At 41.2% G+C, this 22949-nt stretch carries 17 protein-coding genes; 15 read left to right on the top strand and 2 right to left on the bottom strand.

Features of this window, described 5'->3' with window-relative positions; translation table 11 throughout:
* Positions 1-138 precede the first annotated feature (138 nt).
* From rplK to ACOI22_RS08170, 11 genes are all read left to right on the top strand, one after another.
* The gene (gene rplK / locus ACOI22_RS08220) at positions 139-567 is read left to right on the top strand and encodes a 50S ribosomal protein L11 (RefSeq protein ID WP_420671544.1); all 429 of its coding nucleotides are present in this window, start codon (positions 139-141) and stop codon (positions 565-567) included.
* Positions 568-570: 3 nt separating this feature from the next.
* The gene (gene rplA, locus ACOI22_RS08215; RefSeq protein WP_420671543.1) at positions 571-1269 is read left to right on the top strand and encodes a 50S ribosomal protein L1; all 699 of its coding nucleotides are present in this window, start codon (positions 571-573) and stop codon (positions 1267-1269) included.
* A gap of 340 nt (positions 1270-1609) precedes the next feature.
* Positions 1610-2128 carry a 50S ribosomal protein L10 gene (gene rplJ, locus ACOI22_RS08210; protein WP_420671542.1) on the top strand — a complete coding sequence of 173 codons (519 nt, stop codon included), beginning with the start codon at positions 1610-1612 and terminating at the stop codon, positions 2126-2128.
* Between the two features lie 53 nt (positions 2129-2181).
* Positions 2182-2556, top strand: a complete 375-nt coding sequence (gene rplL / locus ACOI22_RS08205; protein ID WP_420671541.1) for a 50S ribosomal protein L7/L12 — start codon at positions 2182-2184, stop codon at positions 2554-2556.
* A 339-nt stretch (positions 2557-2895) separates the two neighbouring features.
* Positions 2896-6924, top strand: a complete 4029-nt coding sequence (gene rpoB, locus ACOI22_RS08200; RefSeq protein ID WP_420671540.1) for a DNA-directed RNA polymerase subunit beta — start codon at positions 2896-2898, stop codon at positions 6922-6924.
* Between the two features lie 90 nt (positions 6925-7014).
* On the top strand, positions 7015-11220 hold the full coding sequence (rpoC, locus tag ACOI22_RS08195) for a DNA-directed RNA polymerase subunit beta' (protein ID WP_420671539.1): 4206 nt from the start codon (positions 7015-7017) through the stop codon (positions 11218-11220).
* A gap of 272 nt (positions 11221-11492) precedes the next feature.
* Entirely contained in the window at positions 11493-11867 is a 375-nt protein-coding gene (gene rpsL / locus ACOI22_RS08190; protein WP_420671538.1) for a 30S ribosomal protein S12, read from the top strand.
* 73 nt (positions 11868-11940) lie between these two features.
* Positions 11941-12411 (top strand): 30S ribosomal protein S7, encoded by a 471-nt coding sequence (rpsG, locus tag ACOI22_RS08185; protein WP_420671537.1) that lies wholly within the window; start codon positions 11941-11943, stop codon positions 12409-12411.
* Positions 12412-12560: 149 nt separating this feature from the next.
* Entirely contained in the window at positions 12561-14663 is a 2103-nt protein-coding gene (gene fusA, locus ACOI22_RS08180) for an elongation factor G (protein WP_420671536.1), read from the top strand.
* 59 nt (positions 14664-14722) lie between these two features.
* Positions 14723-15907, top strand: coding sequence for an elongation factor Tu (gene tuf, locus ACOI22_RS08175; protein WP_420671535.1), 1185 nt, complete (start codon positions 14723-14725; stop codon positions 15905-15907).
* A gap of 155 nt (positions 15908-16062) precedes the next feature.
* Entirely contained in the window at positions 16063-16683 is a 621-nt protein-coding gene (locus ACOI22_RS08170; RefSeq protein WP_420671534.1) for a fumarylacetoacetate hydrolase family protein, read from the top strand.
* An 18-nt stretch (positions 16684-16701) separates the two neighbouring features.
* Here the strand turns inward: ACOI22_RS08170 and ACOI22_RS08165 are convergent, their stop codons facing one another.
* Positions 16702-17130 (bottom strand): DUF2721 domain-containing protein, encoded by a 429-nt coding sequence (locus ACOI22_RS08165; protein ID WP_420671533.1) that lies wholly within the window; start codon positions 17128-17130, stop codon positions 16702-16704.
* 721 nt (positions 17131-17851) lie between these two features.
* Between ACOI22_RS08165 and ACOI22_RS08160 the strand changes: the two genes are divergently transcribed.
* Positions 17852-18916 carry a CNNM domain-containing protein gene (locus tag ACOI22_RS08160; RefSeq protein WP_420671532.1) on the top strand — a complete coding sequence of 355 codons (1065 nt, stop codon included), beginning with the start codon at positions 17852-17854 and terminating at the stop codon, positions 18914-18916.
* Positions 18917-18978: 62 nt separating this feature from the next.
* Here the strand turns inward: ACOI22_RS08160 and ACOI22_RS08155 are convergent, their stop codons facing one another.
* The gene (locus ACOI22_RS08155; protein WP_420671531.1) at positions 18979-19425 is read right to left on the bottom strand and encodes a hypothetical protein; all 447 of its coding nucleotides are present in this window, start codon (positions 19423-19425) and stop codon (positions 18979-18981) included.
* Between the two features lie 190 nt (positions 19426-19615).
* Between ACOI22_RS08155 and nhaD the strand changes: the two genes are divergently transcribed.
* The 3 genes from nhaD to ACOI22_RS08140 all read left to right on the top strand — a co-directional run bounded on the left by nhaD (position 19616) and on the right by ACOI22_RS08140 (position 22904).
* Positions 19616-21040 (top strand): sodium:proton antiporter NhaD, encoded by a 1425-nt coding sequence (gene nhaD, locus ACOI22_RS08150; protein WP_420671530.1) that lies wholly within the window; start codon positions 19616-19618, stop codon positions 21038-21040.
* A 161-nt stretch (positions 21041-21201) separates the two neighbouring features.
* Positions 21202-22134: an ABC transporter ATP-binding protein gene (locus ACOI22_RS08145; RefSeq protein WP_420671529.1), complete on the top strand. Its 933-nt coding sequence runs from the start codon at positions 21202-21204 to the stop codon at positions 22132-22134.
* A complete protein-coding gene (locus tag ACOI22_RS08140) occupies positions 22134-22904 on the top strand; it encodes an ABC transporter permease (protein ID WP_420671528.1) in 771 nt (256 codons plus the stop codon). The genes ACOI22_RS08145 and ACOI22_RS08140 overlap by 1 nt, the downstream gene beginning before the upstream one ends.
* Positions 22905-22949 lie beyond the last annotated feature (45 nt).

Here is a 22949-nt window from a genome sequence, read left to right as displayed (position 1 = left end):
AATAAATGAATATAGCTATTGCATAATATTCGTTCAAAGCATATAATTTGCGCCCTTTTTTTAAGTACGGGAAGCCGTTCGAGAAGATATTCTCTTTATCTTCAAGGCGTTATACCCATAAAATAGAGAACAAAAACAATGGCAAAGAAAGTCACTGGCTTAATTAAGCTACAGGTTGCTGCTGGCGCGGCAAACCCAAGTCCACCAGTTGGTCCTGCACTAGGTCAACACGGTGTAAATATCATGGAATTCTGTAAAGCGTTTAACGCAAAAACAGAATCTTTAGAGAAAGGCGCTCCTGTACCAGTAGTTATTACTGTATACGAAGACCGCTCATTTACCTTTGAAACTAAAACTCCACCTGCTTCTTTCTTACTTAAGAAAGCTGCTGGTATCAAGAGTGGTTCTGGCCGTCCTAACACTGAAAAAGTGGGCACGGTTACTCGCGCGCAATTAGAAGAAATTGCTAAAACGAAAGAACCAGATTTAACTGCAGCTGACTTAGACGCAGCAGTAAACACCATCGCGGGTTCTGCTCGTAGCATGGGTTTGAAGGTAGAGGGATAAGACATGGCTAAATTATCAAAACGCGCTCGCAATATCGCTGAAAAAGTAGATGTAACCAAAGAATACGCTTTTGACGAAGCAGTTGCCCTTTTAAAAGAATTAGCGACCGCTAAATTCCCAGAAAGTGTAGATGTTGCTGTTAATCTTGGTATTGATGCACGTAAATCTGACCAAAACGTTCGTGGCGCTACTGTGCTTCCAAACGGAACTGGTAAAGAAGTTCGCGTAGCAGTATTCACTCAAGGTGCAAACGCCGAAGCAGCTAAAGAAGCTGGTGCTGACATCGTTGGTATGGATGACCTTGCTGAGTTAGTTAAGAAAGGCGAAATGAACTTTGACGTAGTAGTAGCTAGCCCTGACGCAATGCGTGTTGTGGGTCAATTAGGTCAAATCTTAGGTCCACGCGGACTTATGCCTAACCCTAAAACTGGCACAGTAACGCCAGACGTTGCAACTGCAGTTAAAAATGCTAAAGCTGGCCAGGTAAGATACCGTAACGATAAGAACGGTATTATTCATGCTAGCATTGGTAAAATTGCCTTTGAAGCAGATGCAATTAAAGAAAACCTAGAAGCACTTATGGACGCATTGCGTAAAGCGAAGCCTTCATCTGCTAAAGGTACATATATAGCAAAAGTAAGCTTAAGCACAACTATGGGTGCTGGTGTTTCAATTGACCAAAGCACTCTAGGTCAAGCTTAATAGCTTACTTCTCTTGTAAAAGGTTGTGGGTTGGAGCTGAATAGTTAACGTTATCGTTAATTTATTGCAGCTCCCGTCCAAGACCGCAGGCGTAATACAGCAATAGACTTAAGAGACCTATTGCAGCTAAATAAAGTTTATTTAGTTAAATGTATTACTTAATACGAACCTGCGCAGACGGTGAATTCAACCCAGACTCTCTGGGAAATGAACACCGTAGTGCGGTATTTATAAGCACCATTTGAACGTAAGTTTAATTGAGTGTTGTAAATATCAATCTGTAAACCTGGTACGCGGTTGATTTACTAACTAACTATCAGAATTAAAAGAGGTGAACTCAGTGGCACTAGGCTTAGCAGCAAAAAAAGAGATCGTAGCGGAAGTTAACGAAGTTGCATCTCGTGCTCTATCTGTTGCCGTCGCTGAATACCGTGGTATGGAAGTAGGGGAGCTTACTGAGCTTCGTGTTCAAGCTCGTGAACAAGGCGTATATCTGAAAGTTATCAGAAATACACTTGCTAAGCGTGCTTTAGCCGACAGTAAGTTTGCTGATATCGATCCTGCGTTAACCGGTCAATTAATTTATGGCTTTTCTATTGATGCACCAGGCGGTGCTGCGCGTTTGTTTAAAGACTACGCGAAGAAAAATCCTAAATTGAATGTTACTGCGTTATCGATTGGTAGTGGTTTGTTGGGTCCAGAGAAATTGGACGCAGTGGCTTCATTACCTACCAGAGACGAAGCATTGGCACAATTACTTGCTACCTTCAAAGCACCGGTTGGTAAATTCGTTCAAACAGTTAACGAAATACCTACCAAGTTTGCTCGTGTATTGGCGGCGATCAAAGAAACCAAATAATTGGTCTCTTTGGCAATTTGAATTTTTAACATTATACCCAGGAGTTTAGAGAAATGGCTCTAACAAAAGAAGATATATTAAACGCAATCGCTGAAATGCCAGTAATGGATTTAGTTGAATTGATCGAAGCAGCTGAAGAAAAATTCGGCGTATCAGCTCAAGCAGCAGTAGCTGTTGCAGCTGGTCCAGCAGCAGCTGGCGAAGCAGCTGAAGAACAAACTGAATTTGACGTAGTTCTTACTTCATTCGGTGGAAACAAAGTTGCAGTAATTAAAGCTGTTCGCGGCGCTACAGGTCTTGGCTTGAAAGAAGCTAAAGAAGTTGTAGAATCAGCACCTAAAGCTATTAAAGAAGGTGTAGCTAAAGAAGAAGCTGAAGAACTTAAGAAGACGCTTGAAGAAGCTGGCGCTGAAGTTGAAGTTAAGTAATTAGCACTTGCTATTACTGACCTTTTATCAGGTCTAGGCTGATGATTTTTAATCATCAGCCTTTTTGCGCTGTATAATTTGTAAAAATTTTACAATGCTTATTACAAATTTTATTCCCTTTATTTGTAATAATAAGATAGCATGGGCTTGCAATAAGTGAATGATTACATAAAGCATTATCTGCTTTGTTGGTCAAAACTTTAGCAAATACCCAAGCTGTAAAAGGGTACTGGAAGTTTGTTACACAGTATTTTTGTCTTTGTTCTGCCCGAAAGCATGGTCATTGCAATGCGCATCAGTGTAGCAGGTTGGGTCTAAAATCAGTCGGCTGAGGAACCCATGGTTTACTCTTATAGTGAAAAGAAACGTATCCGTAAGGATTTTGGCAAGCGCCCTCAGGTATTGGAAATTCCATACCTTCTCTCAATACAACTGGATTCATTTAAGAAGTTCATCGATCAAGATCCCGATGGCCAATATGGCTTAGAATCGGCATTCCGCTCGGTGTTTCCAATAAAAAGCTATTCAGGTAATTCAGAATTACAGTATGTAGCTTATAGACTAGGCGAACCTGTGTTTGACGTAAAAGAATGTCAAATACGTGGTGTGACCTATTCAGCGCCATTAAGAGTCAAACTAAGACTTGTCTTATTTGATAAAGAAGCAGCACCAGGCACCGTTAAAGATATAAAAGAACAAGAAGTTTATATGGGCGAAATCCCATTAATGACGGATAACGGTACCTTTGTAATTAATGGTACTGAGCGTGTTATTGTATCTCAATTACACCGTTCACCTGGCGTGTTCTTTGATCACGATAAAGGCAAAACTCACTCATCAGGTAAAGTATTGTATAACGCACGCGTTATTCCTTACCGTGGTTCTTGGTTAGATTTTGAGTTTGATCCAAAAGATAATTTATTCGTTCGTATTGACCGTCGTCGTAAGTTGCCTGCAACTATTATACTTCGCGCGCTTGATATGGGCACAGAAGAAATCCTAGATTTATTCTTTGACAAAGTAGCGGTAAGAATTGACGGCGACAACTACATGATGGATGTAGTGCCTGATCGTTTACGTGGTGAAACTGCACAATTCGATATATTAGGTAAAGACGGTGAAGTACTTGTTGAAGCCGGTCGTCGTATTTCTGCACGCCATACACGTTCGCTTGAAAAAGCCAATATTACGCAGCTAGTAGTACCTTCTGAATATGTAGTAGGCAAGGTACTAGATAAAGATTACATTGATGAAAGCACAGGCGAAGTGGTTGCTACGGCTAACCAAGAGTTAACATTGGAGTTATTGTTAGCCCTTAAAGAAGCTGGTATTACTGAATTCAATACGCTTTATATCAATGAACTTGATCACGGTTCTTATATTTCTGACACTGTAAATGTTGACCCTTCAAACAATCGTTTAGAAGCTTTGGTTGAAATTTACCGTATGATGCGTCCTGGTGAGCCACCAACAAAAGATGCAGCAGAAAACTTATTTGAAAACTTGTTCTTCTCTGAAGACCGTTACGACCTATCAGCCGTTGGTCGTATGAAGTTCAACAGAAGATTAGGCCGTAAAGAAAGCACGGGTGCAGGCACGCTTAGCAAAGAAGATATTGTAGCGGTAATGCAGCAATTAATCACAATACGTGATGGTAAAGATGAAGTGGATGATATTGACCACTTGGGTAACCGTCGTATACGTAGTGTTGGTGAAATGGCAGAAAACCAATTCAGAGTTGGTTTAGTTCGTGTTGAACGCGCAGTTAAAGAGCGCTTGAGCCTTGGTGACCTTGACGCAATTATGCCGCAAGACCTAATCAACGCGAAGCCTATTTCTGCTGCCGTAAAAGAGTTCTTTGGTTCTAGCCAATTGTCTCAGTTTATGGATCAGAACAACCCGCTTTCAGAAGTAACGCATAAGCGTCGTATTTCTGCTTTAGGCCCGGGTGGTTTGACACGTGAACGTGCTGGATTTGAAGTACGTGACGTACATCCAACTCACTACGGTCGTTTATGTCCAATTGAAACGCCGGAAGGTCCAAACATTGGTTTGATCAACTCGCTTTCAAGCTTTGCACGTACTAACGATTACGGTTTCTTAGAAACCCCTTATCGTAAAGTTGAAAATGGCCTAGTAACTGACGATATTGAATATTTGTCAGCTATTGAAGAAGGTCAGTATGCGATTGCACAGGCAAACGTAGCTTTAGATAATAACAACAACCTTGTAGATGACCTTATTGCTTGTCGTCAACGCGGCGAGAACGTGTTGGTACAAAAAGAAGACATCAGCTACATGGATGTATCTCCACAGCAAATCGTATCAATTGCAGCAAGTATTATCCCGTTCCTAGAACACGATGATGCTAACCGCGCATTGATGGGATCAAACATGCAACGTCAGGCTGTACCTACACTTAAGGCTGATAAGCCTCTAGTTGGAACCGGTATGGAGAAAACGGTTGCTGTTGACTCGGGTGTTACCGTTGTTGCTAAACGTGGCGGTACTGTTGACTTTGTTGATGCTTCACGCATTGTAATTAAAGTTAACGAAAATGAAATGACACCAGGTGAAGCTGGTATCGATATTTATAACCTAACCAAATATACGCGTTCTAACCAGAACACATGTATTAACCAACGTCCTACTTGTAACGTTGGCGACCCTATTGTATTAGGTGATGTACTGGCCGATGGTCCATCTACTGATTTAGGTGACCTTGCTCTTGGTCAAAACATGCGTATCGCATTTATGCCTTGGAATGGTTATAACTTCGAAGATTCAATCTTGATTTCTGAGCGTGTAGCGCAAGAAGACAGATTTACTACTATTCATATTCAAGAATTAAGCTGTATTGCTCGTGATACTAAGCTTGGTCCAGAAGAGATTAGTGCTGATATCCCTAATGTAGGTGAATCTGCGCTAGGTAAATTAGATGAATCTGGTGTTGTATATATTGGTGCTGAAGTGAAAGGCGGCGATATATTAGTAGGTAAAGTGACACCTAAGGGTGAAACACAGCTTACTCCAGAAGAAAAACTACTAAGAGCAATCTTCGGTGAAAAAGCATCTGATGTTAAAGATACTTCATTACGCGTACCAAACAGCGTTACTGGTACCGTTATTGATGTTCAGGTGTTTACTCGTGACGGTGTTGAAAAAGACAAGCGCGCACTAGAAATTGAAGACATGCAGTTACGCCAGGTTAAGAAAGACCTAAGTGATGAATTTAATATTCTTGCTGACGGTATTTTTGCTCGTGCTACTAACTTGTTGTTAAACAACGGGATAGACCAAGCTAAACTTGACGGTTTACCGCGTGAAAAATGGTTCGATATCGCTCTTAAAGACGAAGACGCTCAAAACGAACTTGATCAAAACGCTGAACAGTACACTGAAATTAAAAATGACTTCGATAAGAAGTTTGAAACAAAACGTCGCAAAATCACACAAGGTGATGATTTAGCACCAGGCGTATTGAAAATAGTTAAAGTGTATCTTGCGGTTAAACGTAGCATCCAGCCAGGTGATAAAATGGCCGGACGTCACGGTAACAAAGGTGTTATCTCGGCCATTCAGCCTGTAGAAGATATGCCTTACGATGCTAACGGTACGCCGGTAGATATCGTTCTTAACCCGCTAGGTGTACCTTCGCGTATGAACATCGGTCAGATCCTTGAAACTCACTTGGGTATGGCTGCACATGGTTTAGGCGTGAAGATTGATCGAATGATCAAAGAACAGCAAGAAATTGCCAAATTGCGTAATTTCTTGAAAGAAGTATATACCCTAGGTCAGTCGCATCAGGAAGTAAACATCGATGAGTTTACCGACCATGAAGTGACGCGCTTAGCTGAGAACTTACGTAAAGGTGTTCCAATTGCCACGCCTGTATTTGATGGTGCTACTGAAGCAGAAATCAAAGACATGCTTGAGCTTGCCGACATCCCACGTTCGGGTCAAATTACATTATTTGATGGCCGTACTGGACGCTCTTTCGAGCGACCTGTAACCGTTGGTTATATGTACATGCTGAAACTGAACCACTTGGTTGACGATAAAATGCACGCTCGTTCAACTGGTTCTTACAGCTTGGTTACTCAGCAGCCTCTTGGTGGTAAAGCTCAATTTGGTGGTCAGCGCTTCGGAGAGATGGAAGTTTGGGCACTAGAAGCTTACGGCGCAGCGTATACGCTACAAGAAATGCTAACAGTTAAGTCTGATGACGTGAATGGCCGTACTAAGATGTATAAGAACATCGTAGACGGTGACCATAGAATGGAGCCTGGCATGCCAGAATCATTCAACGTATTGTTGAAAGAAATCCGTTCATTGGGTATCAACATCGAGCTTGAAGAACAGTAAGCACGTAGCTTTACAAGCAACCTACAGGTTGACCCAGCCGCGCATTGGCGTGGCTGGGTCTGATAATAAAGACTCCGTTGGGAGAGAAATGTGAAAGACTTATTAAAGTTTATTAAACAACAAAACAAGACTGAAGAATTTGATAACATCAAAATTGGTCTTGCATCACCAGACCAAATTCGTTCTTGGTCATTTGGTGAAGTTAAAAAGCCTGAAACGATTAACTATCGTACGTTCAAGCCTGAACGTGATGGTTTATTCTGTGCGCGTATTTTCGGGCCAGTAAAAGATTACGAATGTTTGTGCGGCAAGTACAAGCGTTTGAAGCACCGTGGTGTAATTTGTGAAAAATGTGGCGTTGAAGTTACCTTAACTAAAGTGCGTCGTGAGCGCATGGGGCATATTGAATTAGCAAGCCCGGTTGCACATATTTGGTTCCTTAAGTCCTTACCATCTAGAATTGGCTTAATGCTAGATATGACACTTCGCGATATTGAGCGTGTGTTGTATTTTGAATCATACGTAGTAACAGAGCCAGGTATGACTGAATTAGTGCAAGGTAGCTTGCTTAATGAAGAAGAATACTTAGATTCACTTGAAGAGCATGGCGACGAATTCGAAGCTAAAATGGGTGCCGAAGCTGTATTTGAACTGCTTAAAGACCTTGATGTTGATGCTGATGTTGCTTCAATGCGTGAAGAGCTACCAAGTGTAACATCTGAAACTAAGCGTAAGAAAATCACTAAGCGTCTAAAACTACTAGAATCTTTCCAAATGTCTGGCAACAAGCCAGAGTGGATGATTTTGACTGTTCTTCCGGTATTACCGCCAGAGCTTCGTCCTTTAGTACCTCTTGACGGCGGCCGCTTTGCGACCTCTGATTTGAACGATTTATATCGCCGTGTTATTAACCGTAATAACCGTTTGAAGCGTCTTCTTGACTTAGCCGCACCAGACATTATTGTACGTAACGAAAAACGTATGCTTCAAGAAGCAGTAGATGCTCTTCTTGATAATGGTCGTCGTGGCCGTGCAATTACCGGTTCTAACAAGCGTCCATTGAAATCACTTGCTGACATGATTAAAGGTAAGCAAGGTCGTTTCCGTCAAAACTTACTTGGTAAGCGTGTTGACTACTCTGGCCGTTCTGTAATTACTGTTGGTCCTACACTGCGTTTACACCAGTGTGGTTTACCTAAGAAAATGGCACTTGAGTTATTCAAGCCGTTTATCTATGGCAAGCTAGAAGGCCGTGGTTTAGCCACAACAATTAAAGCTGCTAAGAAATTAGTAGAGCGTGAAGCGCCGGAAGTATGGGACGTTCTTGACGAAGTAATTCGTGAACATCCAGTATTACTTAACCGTGCACCAACACTTCACAGACTTGGTATCCAAGCGTTTGAACCAACCCTAATTGAAGGTAAAGCTATTCAATTGCACCCATTAGTATGTGCGGCGTACAACGCTGACTTCGATGGTGACCAAATGGCGGTTCACGTTCCATTAACGATTGAAGCACAGCTAGAAGCACGTGCGTTAATGATGTCTACCAACAACATTCTTTCTCCAGCTAACGGTGAGCCAATTATTGTTCCTTCACAGGACGTTGTACTTGGTTTGTACTACCTAACACGTGACCGTGTTAATGGTAAAGGTGAAGGCATGGTATTTACCAGCCCGCACGAAGCTGAAAAAGCTTACCGTACTGAATCAGCTGAGTTACATGCGCGCGTAAAAGTTCGTATTACTGAGTATGACGTTGCTGAAGACGGAAGCAAAAAAGAAAGAATTACCTTAACGGACACTACTGTTGGCCGCGCTATTTTCTCATTAATGCTTCCTAAAGGACTGCCATTTGAGATCATTAACCAGGCAATGGGTAAAAAGCAGATTTCTAAGCTATTAAACGCTTGTTATCGTACGCTTGGTCTTAAAGACACAGTTATTGCTGCTGACCAAATCATGTATACCGGTTTCCACTACGCGATGATCGCGGGTGCATCTGTTGGTATTGATGACATGGTTATTCCAGCTAAGAAGAAAGAACTTGTTGAAGCCGCTGAAGCTGAAGTAATTGAAATACAGGAACAGTTTAACTCTGGTCTTGTTACAGCTGGTGAGCGTTACAACAAAGTTATTGATATTTGGTCAACGGCTAACGATAAAGTAGCTAAAGCCATGATGGATAACTTACAAACTGAGACTGTTATCAACGCTAAAGGCGAAGAAGAACAGCAGCAGTCTTTCAACTCGGTTTATATGATGGCCGATTCTGGTGCTCGTGGTAGTGCTGCTCAGATACGTCAGTTGGCGGGTATGCGTGGCTTGATGGCGAAACCAGATGGTTCAATCATTGAAACACCTATTATCGCGAACTTCCGTGAAGGTCTAAATGTACAACAGTACTTTATATCTACTCACGGTGCTCGTAAAGGTTTGGCCGATACGGCACTTAAAACAGCTAACTCGGGTTACCTAACTCGTCGTCTAGTTGACGTTGCACAAGATTTGGTAATAACCAATGACGATTGCGGTACTTTCGAAGGTGTTAAAATGACACCGTTAATTGAAGGTGGTGATGTTGTTGAACCATTGCGCGAACGTGTACTAGGTCGTGTTGTTGCTGAAGACGTAATTAAGCCGGGTACTAAAGACCACGTGCTAGTAGAACGTAATGTTCTATTAGACGAGCACTTAGTAGACATGCTAGAAACTAACTCAGTTGACCAAATTTTGGTTCGCTCAGTAATTACCTGTGATAATGATCACGGTGTATGTGCTAACTGTTATGGACGTGACCTAGCTCGCGGACACATGGTTGGTTCTGGTGAATCGGTTGGTGTTATTGCTGCTCAGTCAATTGGTGAGCCGGGTACACAGCTTACCATGCGTACCTTCCACATTGGTGGTGCTGCATCAAGACAGTCTGCTGAAAACAACGTACAAGTTAAAACTACTGGTACATTGAAGTTACATAATGCTAAGTCAGTACGTAACACTGATGGCAAGTTAGTCATCATTTCGCGTTCAACTGAATTAACAGTTATTGACGACCAAGGTCGTGAAAAAGAACGCTATAAGGTACCTTACGGTTCAATCTTATCTGTAGATGATGGCGCAGCTATAAATGCTGGTGACATTGTTGCAGCTTGGGACCCGCATAGTCACCCAATTGTTACAGAGCGTCCTTCTAAGATTACATTTGCTGACATCGATGATACTAACACCGAAACACAGCAAGATGAGCTTACTGGTATTGCCCGCGTAGTTGTTAAAGACTTATCTAAAGCAAACGCGAAAGAGCCTAAACTTATCCTAGAAAGCGAAACTGGTGCACTACAAGAAATTCGTTTACCAAGCTTTACTACCATTGAAGCTATTGATGGTAAGTTAGCGAACGAAGGTGATGTACTAGCTCGTATACCGCAAGAAAGTTCGAAGACTCGTGATATTACCGGTGGTCTTCCACGCGTAGCTGACTTGTTTGAAGCACGTAAGCCTAAAGAGCCAGCTATTTTAGCTGAAATTTCAGGTGTTATCGGCTTCGGTAAAGAAACTAAAGGTAAGAAGCGTCTAACTATTACGCCTAAGCCTGACCAATCTATTCCAGCGCATATTTCATTAAATGCGAATGGTGCATACGAAGAGATGATTCCAAAATGGCGTCAACTTAACGTGTTTGAAGGTGAGTCAGTTGAAAAAGGTGAAGTTGTATCTGACGGACCTGAGTCTCCACATGACATCTTGCGCTTACGTGGCGTTAGCTCTGTAGCTAACTACATCGTAAACGAAGTACAAGAAGTTTACCGCTTACAGGGTGTAAAAATTAACGATAAGCACATTGAAGTTGTTATTAGACAAATGCTTCGTAAGTGTATGATCCTTAATGCTGGTGACAGCACATTACTAGCGGGTGAGCAGGTTGAAGTTTCTCAGGTTAAAATCGCTAACCGTGAGCTTGAGAAGCAAGGCAAGATTCCAGCAACTTACGAAATTCAGTTGCTAGGTATTACTAAGGCATCATTGTCGACAGAGTCATTTATTTCTGCGGCATCTTTCCAGGAAACCACTCGCGTTCTTACAGAAGCAGCGGTTCAAGGTAAAGAAGATGACTTACGTGGCCTTAAAGAAAACGTTATTGTTGGTCGCTTAATTCCTGCAGGTACAGGTTTTGCGTATCATCAAAAGCGCTCTGCTCGCAAAGCAGCTTTACGTGAAGAAGAGTTTTCAGTATCAGCTGATGAAGCGCAAGCGCAATTAGCTGAAGCATTGAATGCTGGCGACGACGCTGAGTAATTAAAGCCAAGTGATATATTAAAAGGCCAAACATTTGTTTGGCCTTTTTTCTTTGCGTGTTTACTTAATCAATCTTAGCTTGCATGCCTTATAACACTTGACATCCCCCTATTTGATCTATAACATTTCGCGACCCAAATTTGACGTTTATATAAACAATGGCGTTGGGTTTAGGGTACAAGAGCAACAAAAATACAAGGTATTCAATAGCTTATATTTTTGTAAACCGCATCCGAAATTTCGGATATTTTATATTTATCAGGAGCTAGTTAATGGCAACAGTTAACCAGTTAGTGCGTAAGCCCCGTAAAAAGCCGGTAGAGAAATCTAACGTAGCTGCTTTACAAGCTTGCCCACAACGCCGTGGTGTATGTACACGTGTATATACAACCACTCCAAAGAAGCCGAACTCTGCAATGCGTAAAGTATGTCGTGTTCGCTTAACAAACGGTTTTGAAGTGTCTTCATACATTGGTGGTGAAGGTCACAACTTACAAGAGCACAGCGTGGTACTTATCCGCGGTGGTCGTGTAAAAGATTTACCAGGTGTGCGTTATCACACAGTTCGTGGAACACTTGATTGTTCAGGTGTAAGCGACAGAAGACAAGCCCGTTCTAAGTACGGCGCTAAGAAGCCTAAGTCTTAACGGTTCTCCGTTAGTAAGGCCAAACTATTAAATTAGAGTTTTGGGAAACCCCTGAATTCCACGGAGAATTAAGATGCCAAGAAGACGAGTCGTAGGTCAAAGAAAAATCCTACCAGATCCAAAGTTTAAATCAGAGTTACTTGCAAAGTTCATGAATGTCGTAATGCTCGACGGCAAGAAATCGACCGCTGAAAAAATCGTGTACGGTGCCCTTGAAATTGTTGCTGAAAAAACCGGCAAACCACATCTAGACGTGTTTGAAGATGCACTAGAGAACATCCGCCCAACAGTAGAGGTTAAATCTCGTCGTGTTGGTGGTTCTACTTACCAAGTACCAGTAGAAGTTCGTCCAGTTCGTCGTAACGCACTAGGTATGCGTTGGATGGTTGAAGCGGCACGTAAACGTGGCGAGAAATCCATGGCTCAGCGTTTAGCTGCAGAAATGATGGATGCGCAAGATAACAAAGGTAGTGCGGTTAAGAAACGTGAAGACGTTCACCGTATGGCAGAAGCTAACAAAGCATTTGCTCATTACCGTTGGTAATAAGACTTTAAGTCATACTTCTGTAACAGTCTGTCTGTATAAGGCAGACTGTTTTGTAATTTTGTGAAGTAAATTTTTATATAATTGTTAAGAAACAACGATCTAAAAGTTTATTTAAAGAACTAATAAAAAGAGAGTAATAAAAGCTGATGGCTCGACAGACCCCGATTCAACGTTACCGAAATATAGGCATAGTCGCCCACGTAGATGCAGGTAAAACTACAACTACCGAACGTGTACTTTTCTATACTGGCATTTCACACAAAATTGGTGAAGTGCATGACGGTGCAGCTACTATGGATTGGATGGAGCAAGAGCAAGAACGCGGAATAACTATTACCTCAGCGGCAACTACCTGCTTTTGGTCAGGTATGGAGCAGCAGTTTGACCAACACCGTATCAATATTATTGACACCCCTGGGCACGTTGACTTCACTATTGAAGTAGAACGCTCATTACGCGTGCTTGATGGCGCAGTTGTTGTGTTTTGTGGTTCTTCAGGCGTTGAACCACAATCAGAAACGGTATGGCGTCAAGCAAACAAATACGAAGTACCTCGTATGGTGTTTGTAAACAAAATGGACCGTGCGGGCGCAGATTTTGATCGCGTTGTTGAACAAATTCGCAAGCGTTTAGGCGCAAATTGTGTACCCATTCAAATAAACATAGGTGCGGAAGAAGAATTCCGTGGTGTAATCGACTTAATTAAAATGAAGTCTATTAACTGGAATGAAGCCGACAAAGGCGCAACATTTACCTATGAAGAAATTCCTGCTGACCAGTTAGAGCGCGCGCAAAAGTATCGTACAGATATGATTGAAGCTGCAGCAGAAGCTAACGACGAGCTCATGGATAAATATTTAGGCGGTGAAGACTTAACTGAAGCTGAAATTAAGCAAGGTTTAAGAATTCGTACGCTAAATAATGAAATAGTGCTAGCGACATGTGGCTCTGCATTTAAAAATAAAGGCGTACAAGCGGTACTAGATGCTGTTATAGAATACTTGCCTTCACCTACCGAAGTAAAAGCAATTACCGGTATACTTGATGACGGTAAAGAAACTGAAGCAGAGCGCCATTCTGATGATGATGAGCCTTTTGCGGCACTGGCTTTTAAAATTGCCACTGACCCATTCGTAGGCACGCTTACTTTCTTCAGAGTATATTCTGGTGTTATAAAGACAGGTGATGCTGTTTATAATCCAATTAAAGGTAAAAAAGAGCGCATTGGCCGTATAGTGCAAATGCATGCTAATGATCGAGCAGAAATTAAAGAAGTCCGTGCAGGCGATATTGCTGCTGCAATTGGATTAAAAGACGTTACCACAGGGGAAACCTTGTGTGATACCAATAGTGTTATTACACTTGAGAAAATGGACTTTCCTGATCCAGTTATTTCTATTGCTGTTGAGCCTAAATCACAGGCTGACCAAGAAAAAATGGGAATTGCTTTAGGAAAGCTAGCTGCTGAAGACCCTTCATTTAAAGTACATACTGATGAAGAAAGCGCGCAAACCATTATTTCAGGCATGGGTGAGTTACACCTAGATATTATTGTTGATCGCATGAAACGTGAGTTCAACGTTTCTTGTAACGTAGGTAAGCCTCAGGTGGCTTATCGCGAAACGATTAAAGATAAAGTTGAAGCAGAAGGTAAGTTTGTTCGTCAATCAGGTGGACGTGGCCAATTTGGGCATGTTTGGTTGAGAATGGAGCCTCTAGAGGAAGGCGCGGGCTTTGAGTTCGTGAATGAAATAGTGGGCGGCGCAGTTCCAAAAGAGTTTATACCAGCAGTTGAAAAAGGCTGCTCAGAACAAATGCAAAACGGTGTATTGGCCGGTTACCCTATGCTTGATGTTAAAGTAACTTTGTTCGATGGTTCTTTCCATGATGTTGACTCTTCTGAAATGGCGTTTAAAATTGCTGCTTCAATGGGATTCAAGCAGGGTGCTGCAGATGCTAGCCCTATTTTACTTGAACCCGTTATGAAAGTGGAAGTAACAACTCCTGAAGAATGGATGGGTGATGTTGTTGGTGACATCAACCGCCGTCGCGGGATTATTGAAGGTATGGAAGAGGGCGTTGCAGGCATTAAGATTGTGCGTGCTAAAGTGCCACTTTCAGAAATGTTTGGATATGCCACAGATTTGCGTTCACAAACGCAGGGACGTGCGTCATACTCAATGGAATTTCACAATTATGCGGAAACAGCTAATAATGTAGCGCAAGCTATTATTAACTCACGCATGTAGATTTTTGATTCGGTCCGGTCTAATGTTGGAACGGGCGTTAAACTTAGGAAATAAAAGCAATGGCAAAAGAAAAGTTTGAACGTACGAAACCGCACGTGAACGTTGGTACAATTGGCCACGTTGACCACGGTAAAACGACGTTAACAGCGGCAATTACTACTGTTCTAGCAAAGACTTACGGCGGTGCAGCACAAGCGTTTGATCAAATCGATAACGCTCCAGAAGAGCGCGAGCGTGGTATCACAATCGCAACTTCTCACGTTGAATATGACACCCCAACACGTCACTACGCACACGTAGATTGTCCTGGACACGCCGATTATGTTAAAAACATGATTACTGGTGCTGCTCAAATGGACGGCGGTATCTTAGTAGTAGCTGCTACAGATGGTCCTATGCCACAAACACGTGAGCACATCTTGTTAGGTCGCCAGGTTGGTATTCCTTACATGATCGTATTCATGAACAAATGTGACATGGTAGACGACGAAGAATTACTAGAATTGGTAGAAATGGAAGTTCGTGAACTTCTAACTGAATACGAATTCCCTGGTGACGACTTACCAGTAATCCAAGGTTCAGCGCTTAAAGCCCTAGAAGGCGAAGCGGAATGGGAAGCTAAAATTGTTGAGCTAGGCGAAGCCCTAGATACATACATCCCAACGCCAGAGCGTGACATCGACAAGCCATTCATCCTTCCAATTGAAGATGTATTCTCAATTTCAGGCCGTGGTACTGTTGTAACAGGTCGTGTTGAGCAAGGTATTGTTAAAGTAGGTGAAGAAGTTGAAATCGTAGGTATTAAAGATACGGTTAAGACAACTTGTACTGGTGTTGAAATGTTCCGTAAACTTCTAGACGAAGGTCGCGCTGGTGAGAACGTTGGTGTTCTACTACGTGGTACTAAGCGTGAAGACGTTGAACGTGGTCAAGTACTAGCTAAGCCTGGTTCAATCAACCCACACACTAAATTTGAAGCTGAAGTATACGTACTAAGCAAAGATGAAGGCGGACGTCACACTCCATTCTTCAAAGGCTATCGTCCACAGTTTTACTTCCGTACAACTGACGTAACTGGCGCTGTAGAGCTTCCAGAAGGCGTAGAGATGGTAATGCCAGGTGATAACCTTAAGTTCGTAGTAGAGCTTATTGCACCAATCGCGATGGACGAAGGTTTACGCTTCGCTATCCGTGAAGGTGGCCGTACCGTAGGTGCTGGTGTTGTTGCTAAAATCTTAGACTAATTTTAGTCAAGTAATTTTAAAAAGCCGCTCATTGAGCGGCTTTTTTTATGCCTAGGCTTTAATATTTAAATCTTGCGGATTAATTAATGTTAGTGTAAAAACACTGCGCTTGTTTACACTACACTTTTGTATTAACTCCAACTATAGGCCTTCTTATGAATACTGTTAATTTTGAAAAGCTCGTTGTGACACCTAGTAAAGTTGTGTGTATAGGGCGCAACTATGCTGATCATATAGCAGAGCTAAATAATGAAGTACCCAGTGAGCCGGTAATATTTTTGAAGCCTAATTCGGCAATAAGTAGCAAGCTATACACGCACAAACTTGACGAAATTCACTATGAAACAGAAATTAGCTTGCTTGTTAAAGACAAGCAATATTGCGGCATTGCCTTAGGATTAGATTTAACTAAAAGAGGCATTCAAAGTATGCTTAAAGCAAAAGGCTTACCTTGGGAGAGAGCAAAATCGTTTGACCGTTCTGCCGTGTTCACGCCATTTTTGCCTATGCCAGATGATATAAGAGACGTTTCTTTGCGATTAACTATTAATGGTGAGCTCAAGCAAGAAGGCGGCGTTGAATTAATGTTGCACAAACCTAAAGCAATACTCTCTGAAATTCAAACATTCATGAGTGTAGAAGATGGCGATATTATTATGACGGGCACACCAAAGGGCGTGGGCGTGGTCAATGCGGGAGATATTTTTGAAGTAGCCTTGTTTAATGGGGCTGAGTGTTTACTTGAGCACAGTTGGAAGGCAGAGCTAAGTGAGTAAAAGCGCTGCCTAAATGTGTTATTTATTGCCCGGCGCCACTCGAAGAGTAGCGGTAGCTAAACTCACTTCTACAAACAAGCATATTAAGCCGCTTGATAAAAACCCAAGTGTGGAAGCAAAGCTAATCACAATCCATTTATCTAAAGCAGTTGAGAAGTAACCGTTTATTACTAATAGAAATATATTAATACATACTACAACGGTGGCTCCACATAAAAAGTTTATCGCCCAATTTGCCCAGCGCATTCTGCGCGCGAGGTATTTAAGCTCTCTTTCTTTATTAGTTTTAGATAATTCAGATTCAGGGGTATCAAACCAACGCACTCTATCAACAATTCGGGCCAATCGGGCGGTTAGTGAATTTAAAATAGTGCCAATACCAACAATAAGAAATACAGGAGTAAGTGCTTGTTGAATGATTAAAATAGCGGATACAGGCTCTTGCAAGGTTTATACTCTTTGAATTATTTACGCTAAGGATACGTGTTATTTAATCCTGTGGTCAACTAATCTTGCACCTTTTCTTAAACATGCGCTTATCACTTAAATATTAAAATAAGATGACGCCTTATTGCGACACCTCAAAAAAAGTATTTTACACCCCAAAATAATATGATCGATAAAACAGATACTTAGATGTTTACTAAACTTACTGCGCAAAATGAATATTGCATCTTCAATATTTTCCTTGATATTATTGCAGAGTCAATTTTTTGACGCCAACTTAAGTATAAGAATCTAGGTGTATTTTTTATTACTGCCTACGATCTACCCACTTCAAGACAGAAAATAATAAAGGGCTAAGCCTTAAGTTTAGCCGTGAACATTAATAATAATAAATTACAGGCCAAATAGGCCTTTGCAACTAGGGATAGATACAGTGAAGTTATCTCAAAAATTATTTCGAATTAGCTTTGTAGCGTTCGCTGCAATTTATTTAGTGATTTTGTCAGAATTCATCAGTCCTCAGCAACTAAATATTCACTTTGACATAAATTATGATGCGCTCTTATTAACGAGCTTAGTGATTGTTTGCTTTTATGTGTTTTTACGCAAACCTAAATTGTAAGTATAAAAATTTCAATAATTGATAGCTTGTGGTGCGCGATCATCACAGTTTGATGGTAGACTACTTTTTTAGTTTTAATAGGTAGCAAAACGCGAGCTTATGGCTTTATTAATTATTTACGTGTTCATAGCACTGGGTTTTTCTTTTATTTGCTCAGTCGCTGAAGCGGTTATATTGAGTGTTTCTCAAGCTTATATATCGTTATTAGAGAAAGACGATAAGCCTGCAGGTAAGCTACTTAATACGCTTACTACCGATATTAATAAACCTTTATCGGCTATTCTTACCTTAAATACTATCGCCCATACAATGGGTGCTGCGGGCGCGGGTGCTCAAGCGGCAAGTGTATTCGGAGAGGCATACTTAGGTGTTATCTCTGCCGTTCTTACCTTACTTATTTTAGTCTTCTCAGAAATAATTCCTAAAACCTTAGGCGCAACTTATTGGCGTTCATTAGCGCCCATAACGGCTTATTTTTTAAAGTACTTAATTATTGTGCTGTACCCCTTTGTGAAAATGTCGCAAAAATTAACAAGCGGCTTTACCGAAGAGAGCCCCCTCAAAGGCTTAAGCCGAAGTGAGCTATTGGCTATGGCAGAGTTGTCGGGTAAAGAAGGGCAATTAGCACAGCAAGAAGCGATGTTTTTACAAAATTTATTGTCATTACACGAGCGTAGAATTAGTGATGCTATGACTCACAGAACCGTAGTTTTCTCGCTTCCTGAAACCATGACGGTAGCCGAGTTTGTTGACCAACATTCAAATATTGCGTTTTCGCGCGTGCCTGTTTATGAAAACAATCAAAGCGAAAATATTGTTGGGTATATTATTCGTACCGAAATATTGTTAGCCGCGGCAAAAGGCGACACACAGAAAACACTATCAGATTTTTGTAGCCCATTAGTAACTTTGTTAGGGAACATGCCGCTTTCAACTACGTTTGATCATTTCTTAAACTCAAGAGTGCACATGCTCTTAGTGGTTGATGAATACGGCGGGCTTGAGGGTATTCTTACCCTTGAAGATTTATTAGAAAGTTTGTTAGGCATTGAAATTGTTGATGAACAAGACACCACAGTAAGTATGAAACGTTTAGCTAAAATAATGTGGAAGCGCCGAGAGAAGCGCATGGTGAGTCAGGCCCAAGAAACTAACAATAAATAAAGGGCGCTTTCTTTGCGCTCTTAGATTTAAGGGAAATATACGCTTTTATGTATCTAAGTGACTTAAGCTAAGTCTTGAAGTATGTACTCCCATGTTTCCATATATTGCGCGAATTTTTCTTTTAAGGCTTTGCTAACGGTGTCATCGTCTCGAAGATCAAGGGGGATGTCACTTAAAATTCGCCAGTAATTTAAAGCGGTAGTTGCCGCTGCGCAAAGCTGAGCTTGGTTGGCGTACGCCATGTCTGTTTGTTCAAGTAAGGCATTGGTTTGTGCGCATAATGCTTCAATGGGCGCATCTTTGATAGTGGCTAAGTTGCGCGTGATTTGATAATCGCGTAAAAGCTGCAAATACTCTGTGTTGTCAGATTCAATATCCAAACCTGTTTTAGCAACCATTTCTTGAATAGTACGTGCATAGCCCATTGTTTCAAAGCTGCTCAAATGAAGCTGTTGAAAGCTTTGCTCCCTTGCCTGTAAGCGAGGGTCTACTAATTTTTGTTCTGACATAAGGTGTTCCCCCTAAAGCATATCTTCAATATTCATTAAACCTATATTTAGCAGAGACACAGTATAAAAGACTTTGACTTAAATTGGCATGATTGAAGCTTTAAAAAACGACTATGGTCTTATAGGTGAGTAGGTCATAGCTATTTAGACTTAAGCAATAATAACGTAAATAATAGGATACAATAAGCCCGTGTTAAATCGCACTTTGTACTACCTCGTGGCATTAGCCATTTCGACTTTTTCTTTGAGTGTTTTCGCTAGTGATTCTTCTTCTGCAGCAGCAAAACATATAGATTTAACGCATTCAGTTTTAGGATACCTTGCACTCGCCATATTTGTTGCGGCTTACGCGTTTGTTATTTTAGAAGAGCGAATACATTTAAGAAAATCTAAACCCGTTATGGCGGCAGCTGGGCTTATATGGATAATTATTGCCATTGCTTACCAAAACGCGAGTGACCAACACTTAGTAGAAACCGCCATCCGCCATAATTTTTTAGAATACGCAGAGTTATTTTTCTTTTTATTAGTCGCCATGACATATATTAATGCCATGTTAGAACGGGGTGTATTTAATCGCCTTCGCCAAATCCTTGTGGCAAAAGGCTTTAGTTACAAAGGGATATTTTGGCTAACCGGCATACTCGCATTTTTTATATCTCCTATTGCTGATAACTTAACGACCGCCTTGGTAATGTGTGCGGTGCTAATGGCAGTAGGAAAGCAAAAGCCTGAATTTATAGGCTTGGGTTGCATAAATATTGTGGTAGCGGCCAATGCCGGAGGAGCGTTCAGCCCATTTGGTGACATTACTACTTTAATGGTTTGGCAAAAAGGAATCATAGAATTTGGTACATTTTTCAAATTGTTCATTCCCTCACTAGTTAATTTCCTTGTGCCTGCAGTAATAATGAGTTTTGCGGTCCCTCAGGGTATACCGCAGCCAAATACCGCGAATGATGACAATATTCTAAAGCCAGGCGGGTATGTCATAGTGGGCTTGTTTTTAGCTACCATAGTCACGGCCGTAAGTTTTCATACATTTCTGCATATCCCACCAGTATTTGGCATGATGTTCGGCTTTGCTTACTTAAAAATTTATTCGTATTTTTTAAAAACGCAGTCGTCAAATTGGGAGCAAGAACCTGATTCTTCACCCGGAAGCACGCCTCATGGCGATTACGGTAAATTTGATATTTTTAATAAAATTGCTCAGGCCGAATGGGACACATTGTTTTTCTTTTACGGAGTTATTTTGGCCGTAGGCGGCCTTGGTTTTATGGGATATTTAAGTTTAGCTTCTAATTTTATGTACGGTGAACTGGGTGCCTTACCGGCTAATGTACTTGTTGGCATCTTATCAGCCTTAGTTGATAACATCCCGGTTATGTTTGCTGTATTAACCATGAACCCTGACATGAATACCACGCAATGGCTATTGGTTACCTTAACCGCTGGTGTAGGGGGAAGCTTGTTGTCGGTAGGCTCCGCAGCTGGGGTAGCTTTAATGGGGCAAGCAAGGGGCTACTATTCATTTTTCGGCCACCTTAAGTGGATGCCTGTGATAGCAATAGGCTACTTTGCAAGCATAGCTGTTCATTTGCTTATAAACTAATCCTGATTTCTGAAAAACACGTATTTGCTGCAATTATAGAATTTTACCTAGGCAGTGGGTCGCCATGCAAGGTCGGTTCAATGTATAATGCTGTAATTAGCTCAAGCAAAAATGGCTAATATGCCATATTTCAACCATTTTTATAAACGATTAGGATATTAATGAAAGCACTTGATATTAAAGGGCTACAAAAAACCTATGCGGGTAATGTAAAAGCACTAAAAGGCATTAATTTGCAAGTGGACCAAGGCGACTTTTTTGCGCTACTAGGTCCTAACGGGGCTGGCAAATCAACAACTATTGGCATCATATGCTCATTGGTCAATAAATCATTAGGCTCGGTGTCAGTATTTGGTCACGATTCAGTGGAACAAGAAGTTGAAGCAAAAACCTGTATAGGGCTAGTACCTCAAGAGTTTAATTTCAATCAATTTGAAACCTTGATGCAAATAGTCATCAATCAAGCTGGATATTACGGCGTTCCTCGAAACATTGCGAAACAACGAGCTGAAAAATATTTAAAGCAGCTTGAACTTTGGGATAAACGTAATTCACCCGCTAGAACGCTATCAGGCGGTATGAAGCGTCGTTTAATGATTGCCCGAGCGCTTATGCATGAACCCAAAATGCTGATTCTTGATGAACCCACAGCGGGAGTTGATATAGAAGTTCGTCGCTCTATGTGGGCGTTCTTAAAAGAAATTAATGAGCAAGGCATTACCATCATTCTAACAACGCATTATTTAGAAGAGGCTGAAATGCTGTGTCGAAATATTGCAATAATCGACAAAGGCGTGATTGTTGAAAACACTAGTATGAAAGCTTTGTTGTCGACCTTGAATATAGAAACCTTCATATTTGATTTGCAATCTGGCGCATCAGATATTGCAATTCCTGGTTTCACAGTTCGCGCAAATGATGACCAAACCTTAGAGGTAGACGTACCAAAAACGAATAGTTTAAACGCAGTATTTGAGTATCTATCTCATAACAATGTTCAAGTTATGAGCATGCGAAACAAAGCCAATCGATTAGAGGAATTATTTGTTAATTTAGTGAAAAATGGCAGTCAAAAACAGGCAGAGGGCGAATAATGGGAAACCGCAATTTAGTTGCTTTAAAAACAATTTGGATTAAAGAATGCACTCGTTTCCTGCGCATCTGGATTCAAACTTTAGTCCCGCCAGCAATTACCATGAGCCTTTACTTTGTGATATTCGGAAGTTTAATTGGAGAGCGTATAGGCACTATGGGTGGTTTCACCTACATGGAGTTTATTGTTCCAGGCTTAATTATGATGTCTATTATTACGAATTCTTACTCTAATGTTTCATCGTCATTCTTCAGCGCTAAATTTCAACGAAATATTGAAGAGTTAATAGTTGCACCAGTACCTACTTGGGTAATTATTTTCGGTTTTGTAGGTGGGGGAGTGGCAAGAGCCTTGATTATTGGCGTGATTGTAACTTGTGTATCAATGTTGTTTGTTGATATTCGTATTCATAATTTCTTTGTGATTGTAGTAACTCTTTTTCTTACTTCGGTTCTATTTGCTACAGCAGGGCTTATAAATGGCATTTATGCTAAAACGTTTGATGATATTAGCGTGATTCCAACCTTCGTGCTGACACCATTAACTTATTTAGGTGGCGTGTTTTATTCTTTAAGTTTACTGCCTGAATTTTGGCAAATGGTGAGCCAAGCTAACCCTATTGTTTATATGGTAAATGGATTTCGTTATGGCTTTCTAGGTGCATCGGATGTTAACCATTGGTTGTCTATTGCTTTGTTGATTGGCTTCAACTTAGTGCTACTTTTATTGGCGAATTTTTTGCTTAAACGTGGCTCGGGTATAAGAAGTTAATGATGTATTTAACGCAGTTTTATGCGCGAGTGCAAGGTGTAAGTA

This window comes from Glaciecola sp. 2405UD65-10 (assembly GCF_048820975.1).
Lineage (GTDB): Bacteria > Pseudomonadota > Gammaproteobacteria > Enterobacterales > Alteromonadaceae > Glaciecola.
The sequence above is the reverse complement of the archived record's forward strand: the minus strand, read 5'-3'. Positions and strand labels throughout refer to the sequence as shown.

Coding starts and splice junctions, on each gene's coding strand:
- rplK (WP_420671544.1), top strand. CDS start 139: ATGGCAAAGAAAGTCACTGGCTTAATTAAGCTACAGGTTGCTGCTGGC.
- rplA (WP_420671543.1), top strand. CDS start 571: ATGGCTAAATTATCAAAACGCGCTCGCAATATCGCTGAAAAAGTAGAT.
- rplL (WP_420671541.1), top strand. CDS start 2,182: ATGGCTCTAACAAAAGAAGATATATTAAACGCAATCGCTGAAATGCCA.
- rpoB (WP_420671540.1), top strand. CDS start 2,896: ATGGTTTACTCTTATAGTGAAAAGAAACGTATCCGTAAGGATTTTGGC.
- rpsL (WP_420671538.1), top strand. CDS start 11,493: ATGGCAACAGTTAACCAGTTAGTGCGTAAGCCCCGTAAAAAGCCGGTA.
- rpsG (WP_420671537.1), top strand. CDS start 11,941: ATGCCAAGAAGACGAGTCGTAGGTCAAAGAAAAATCCTACCAGATCCA.
- fusA (WP_420671536.1), top strand. CDS start 12,561: ATGGCTCGACAGACCCCGATTCAACGTTACCGAAATATAGGCATAGTC.
- tuf (WP_420671535.1), top strand. CDS start 14,723: ATGGCAAAAGAAAAGTTTGAACGTACGAAACCGCACGTGAACGTTGGT.
- ACOI22_RS08170 (WP_420671534.1), top strand. CDS start 16,063: ATGAATACTGTTAATTTTGAAAAGCTCGTTGTGACACCTAGTAAAGTT.
- ACOI22_RS08160 (WP_420671532.1), top strand. CDS start 17,852: ATGGCTTTATTAATTATTTACGTGTTCATAGCACTGGGTTTTTCTTTT.
- ACOI22_RS08155 (WP_420671531.1), bottom strand. CDS start 19,425: ATGTCAGAACAAAAATTAGTAGACCCTCGCTTACAGGCAAGGGAGCAA.
- ACOI22_RS08145 (WP_420671529.1), top strand. CDS start 21,202: ATGAAAGCACTTGATATTAAAGGGCTACAAAAAACCTATGCGGGTAAT.
- ACOI22_RS08140 (WP_420671528.1), top strand. CDS start 22,134: ATGGGAAACCGCAATTTAGTTGCTTTAAAAACAATTTGGATTAAAGAA.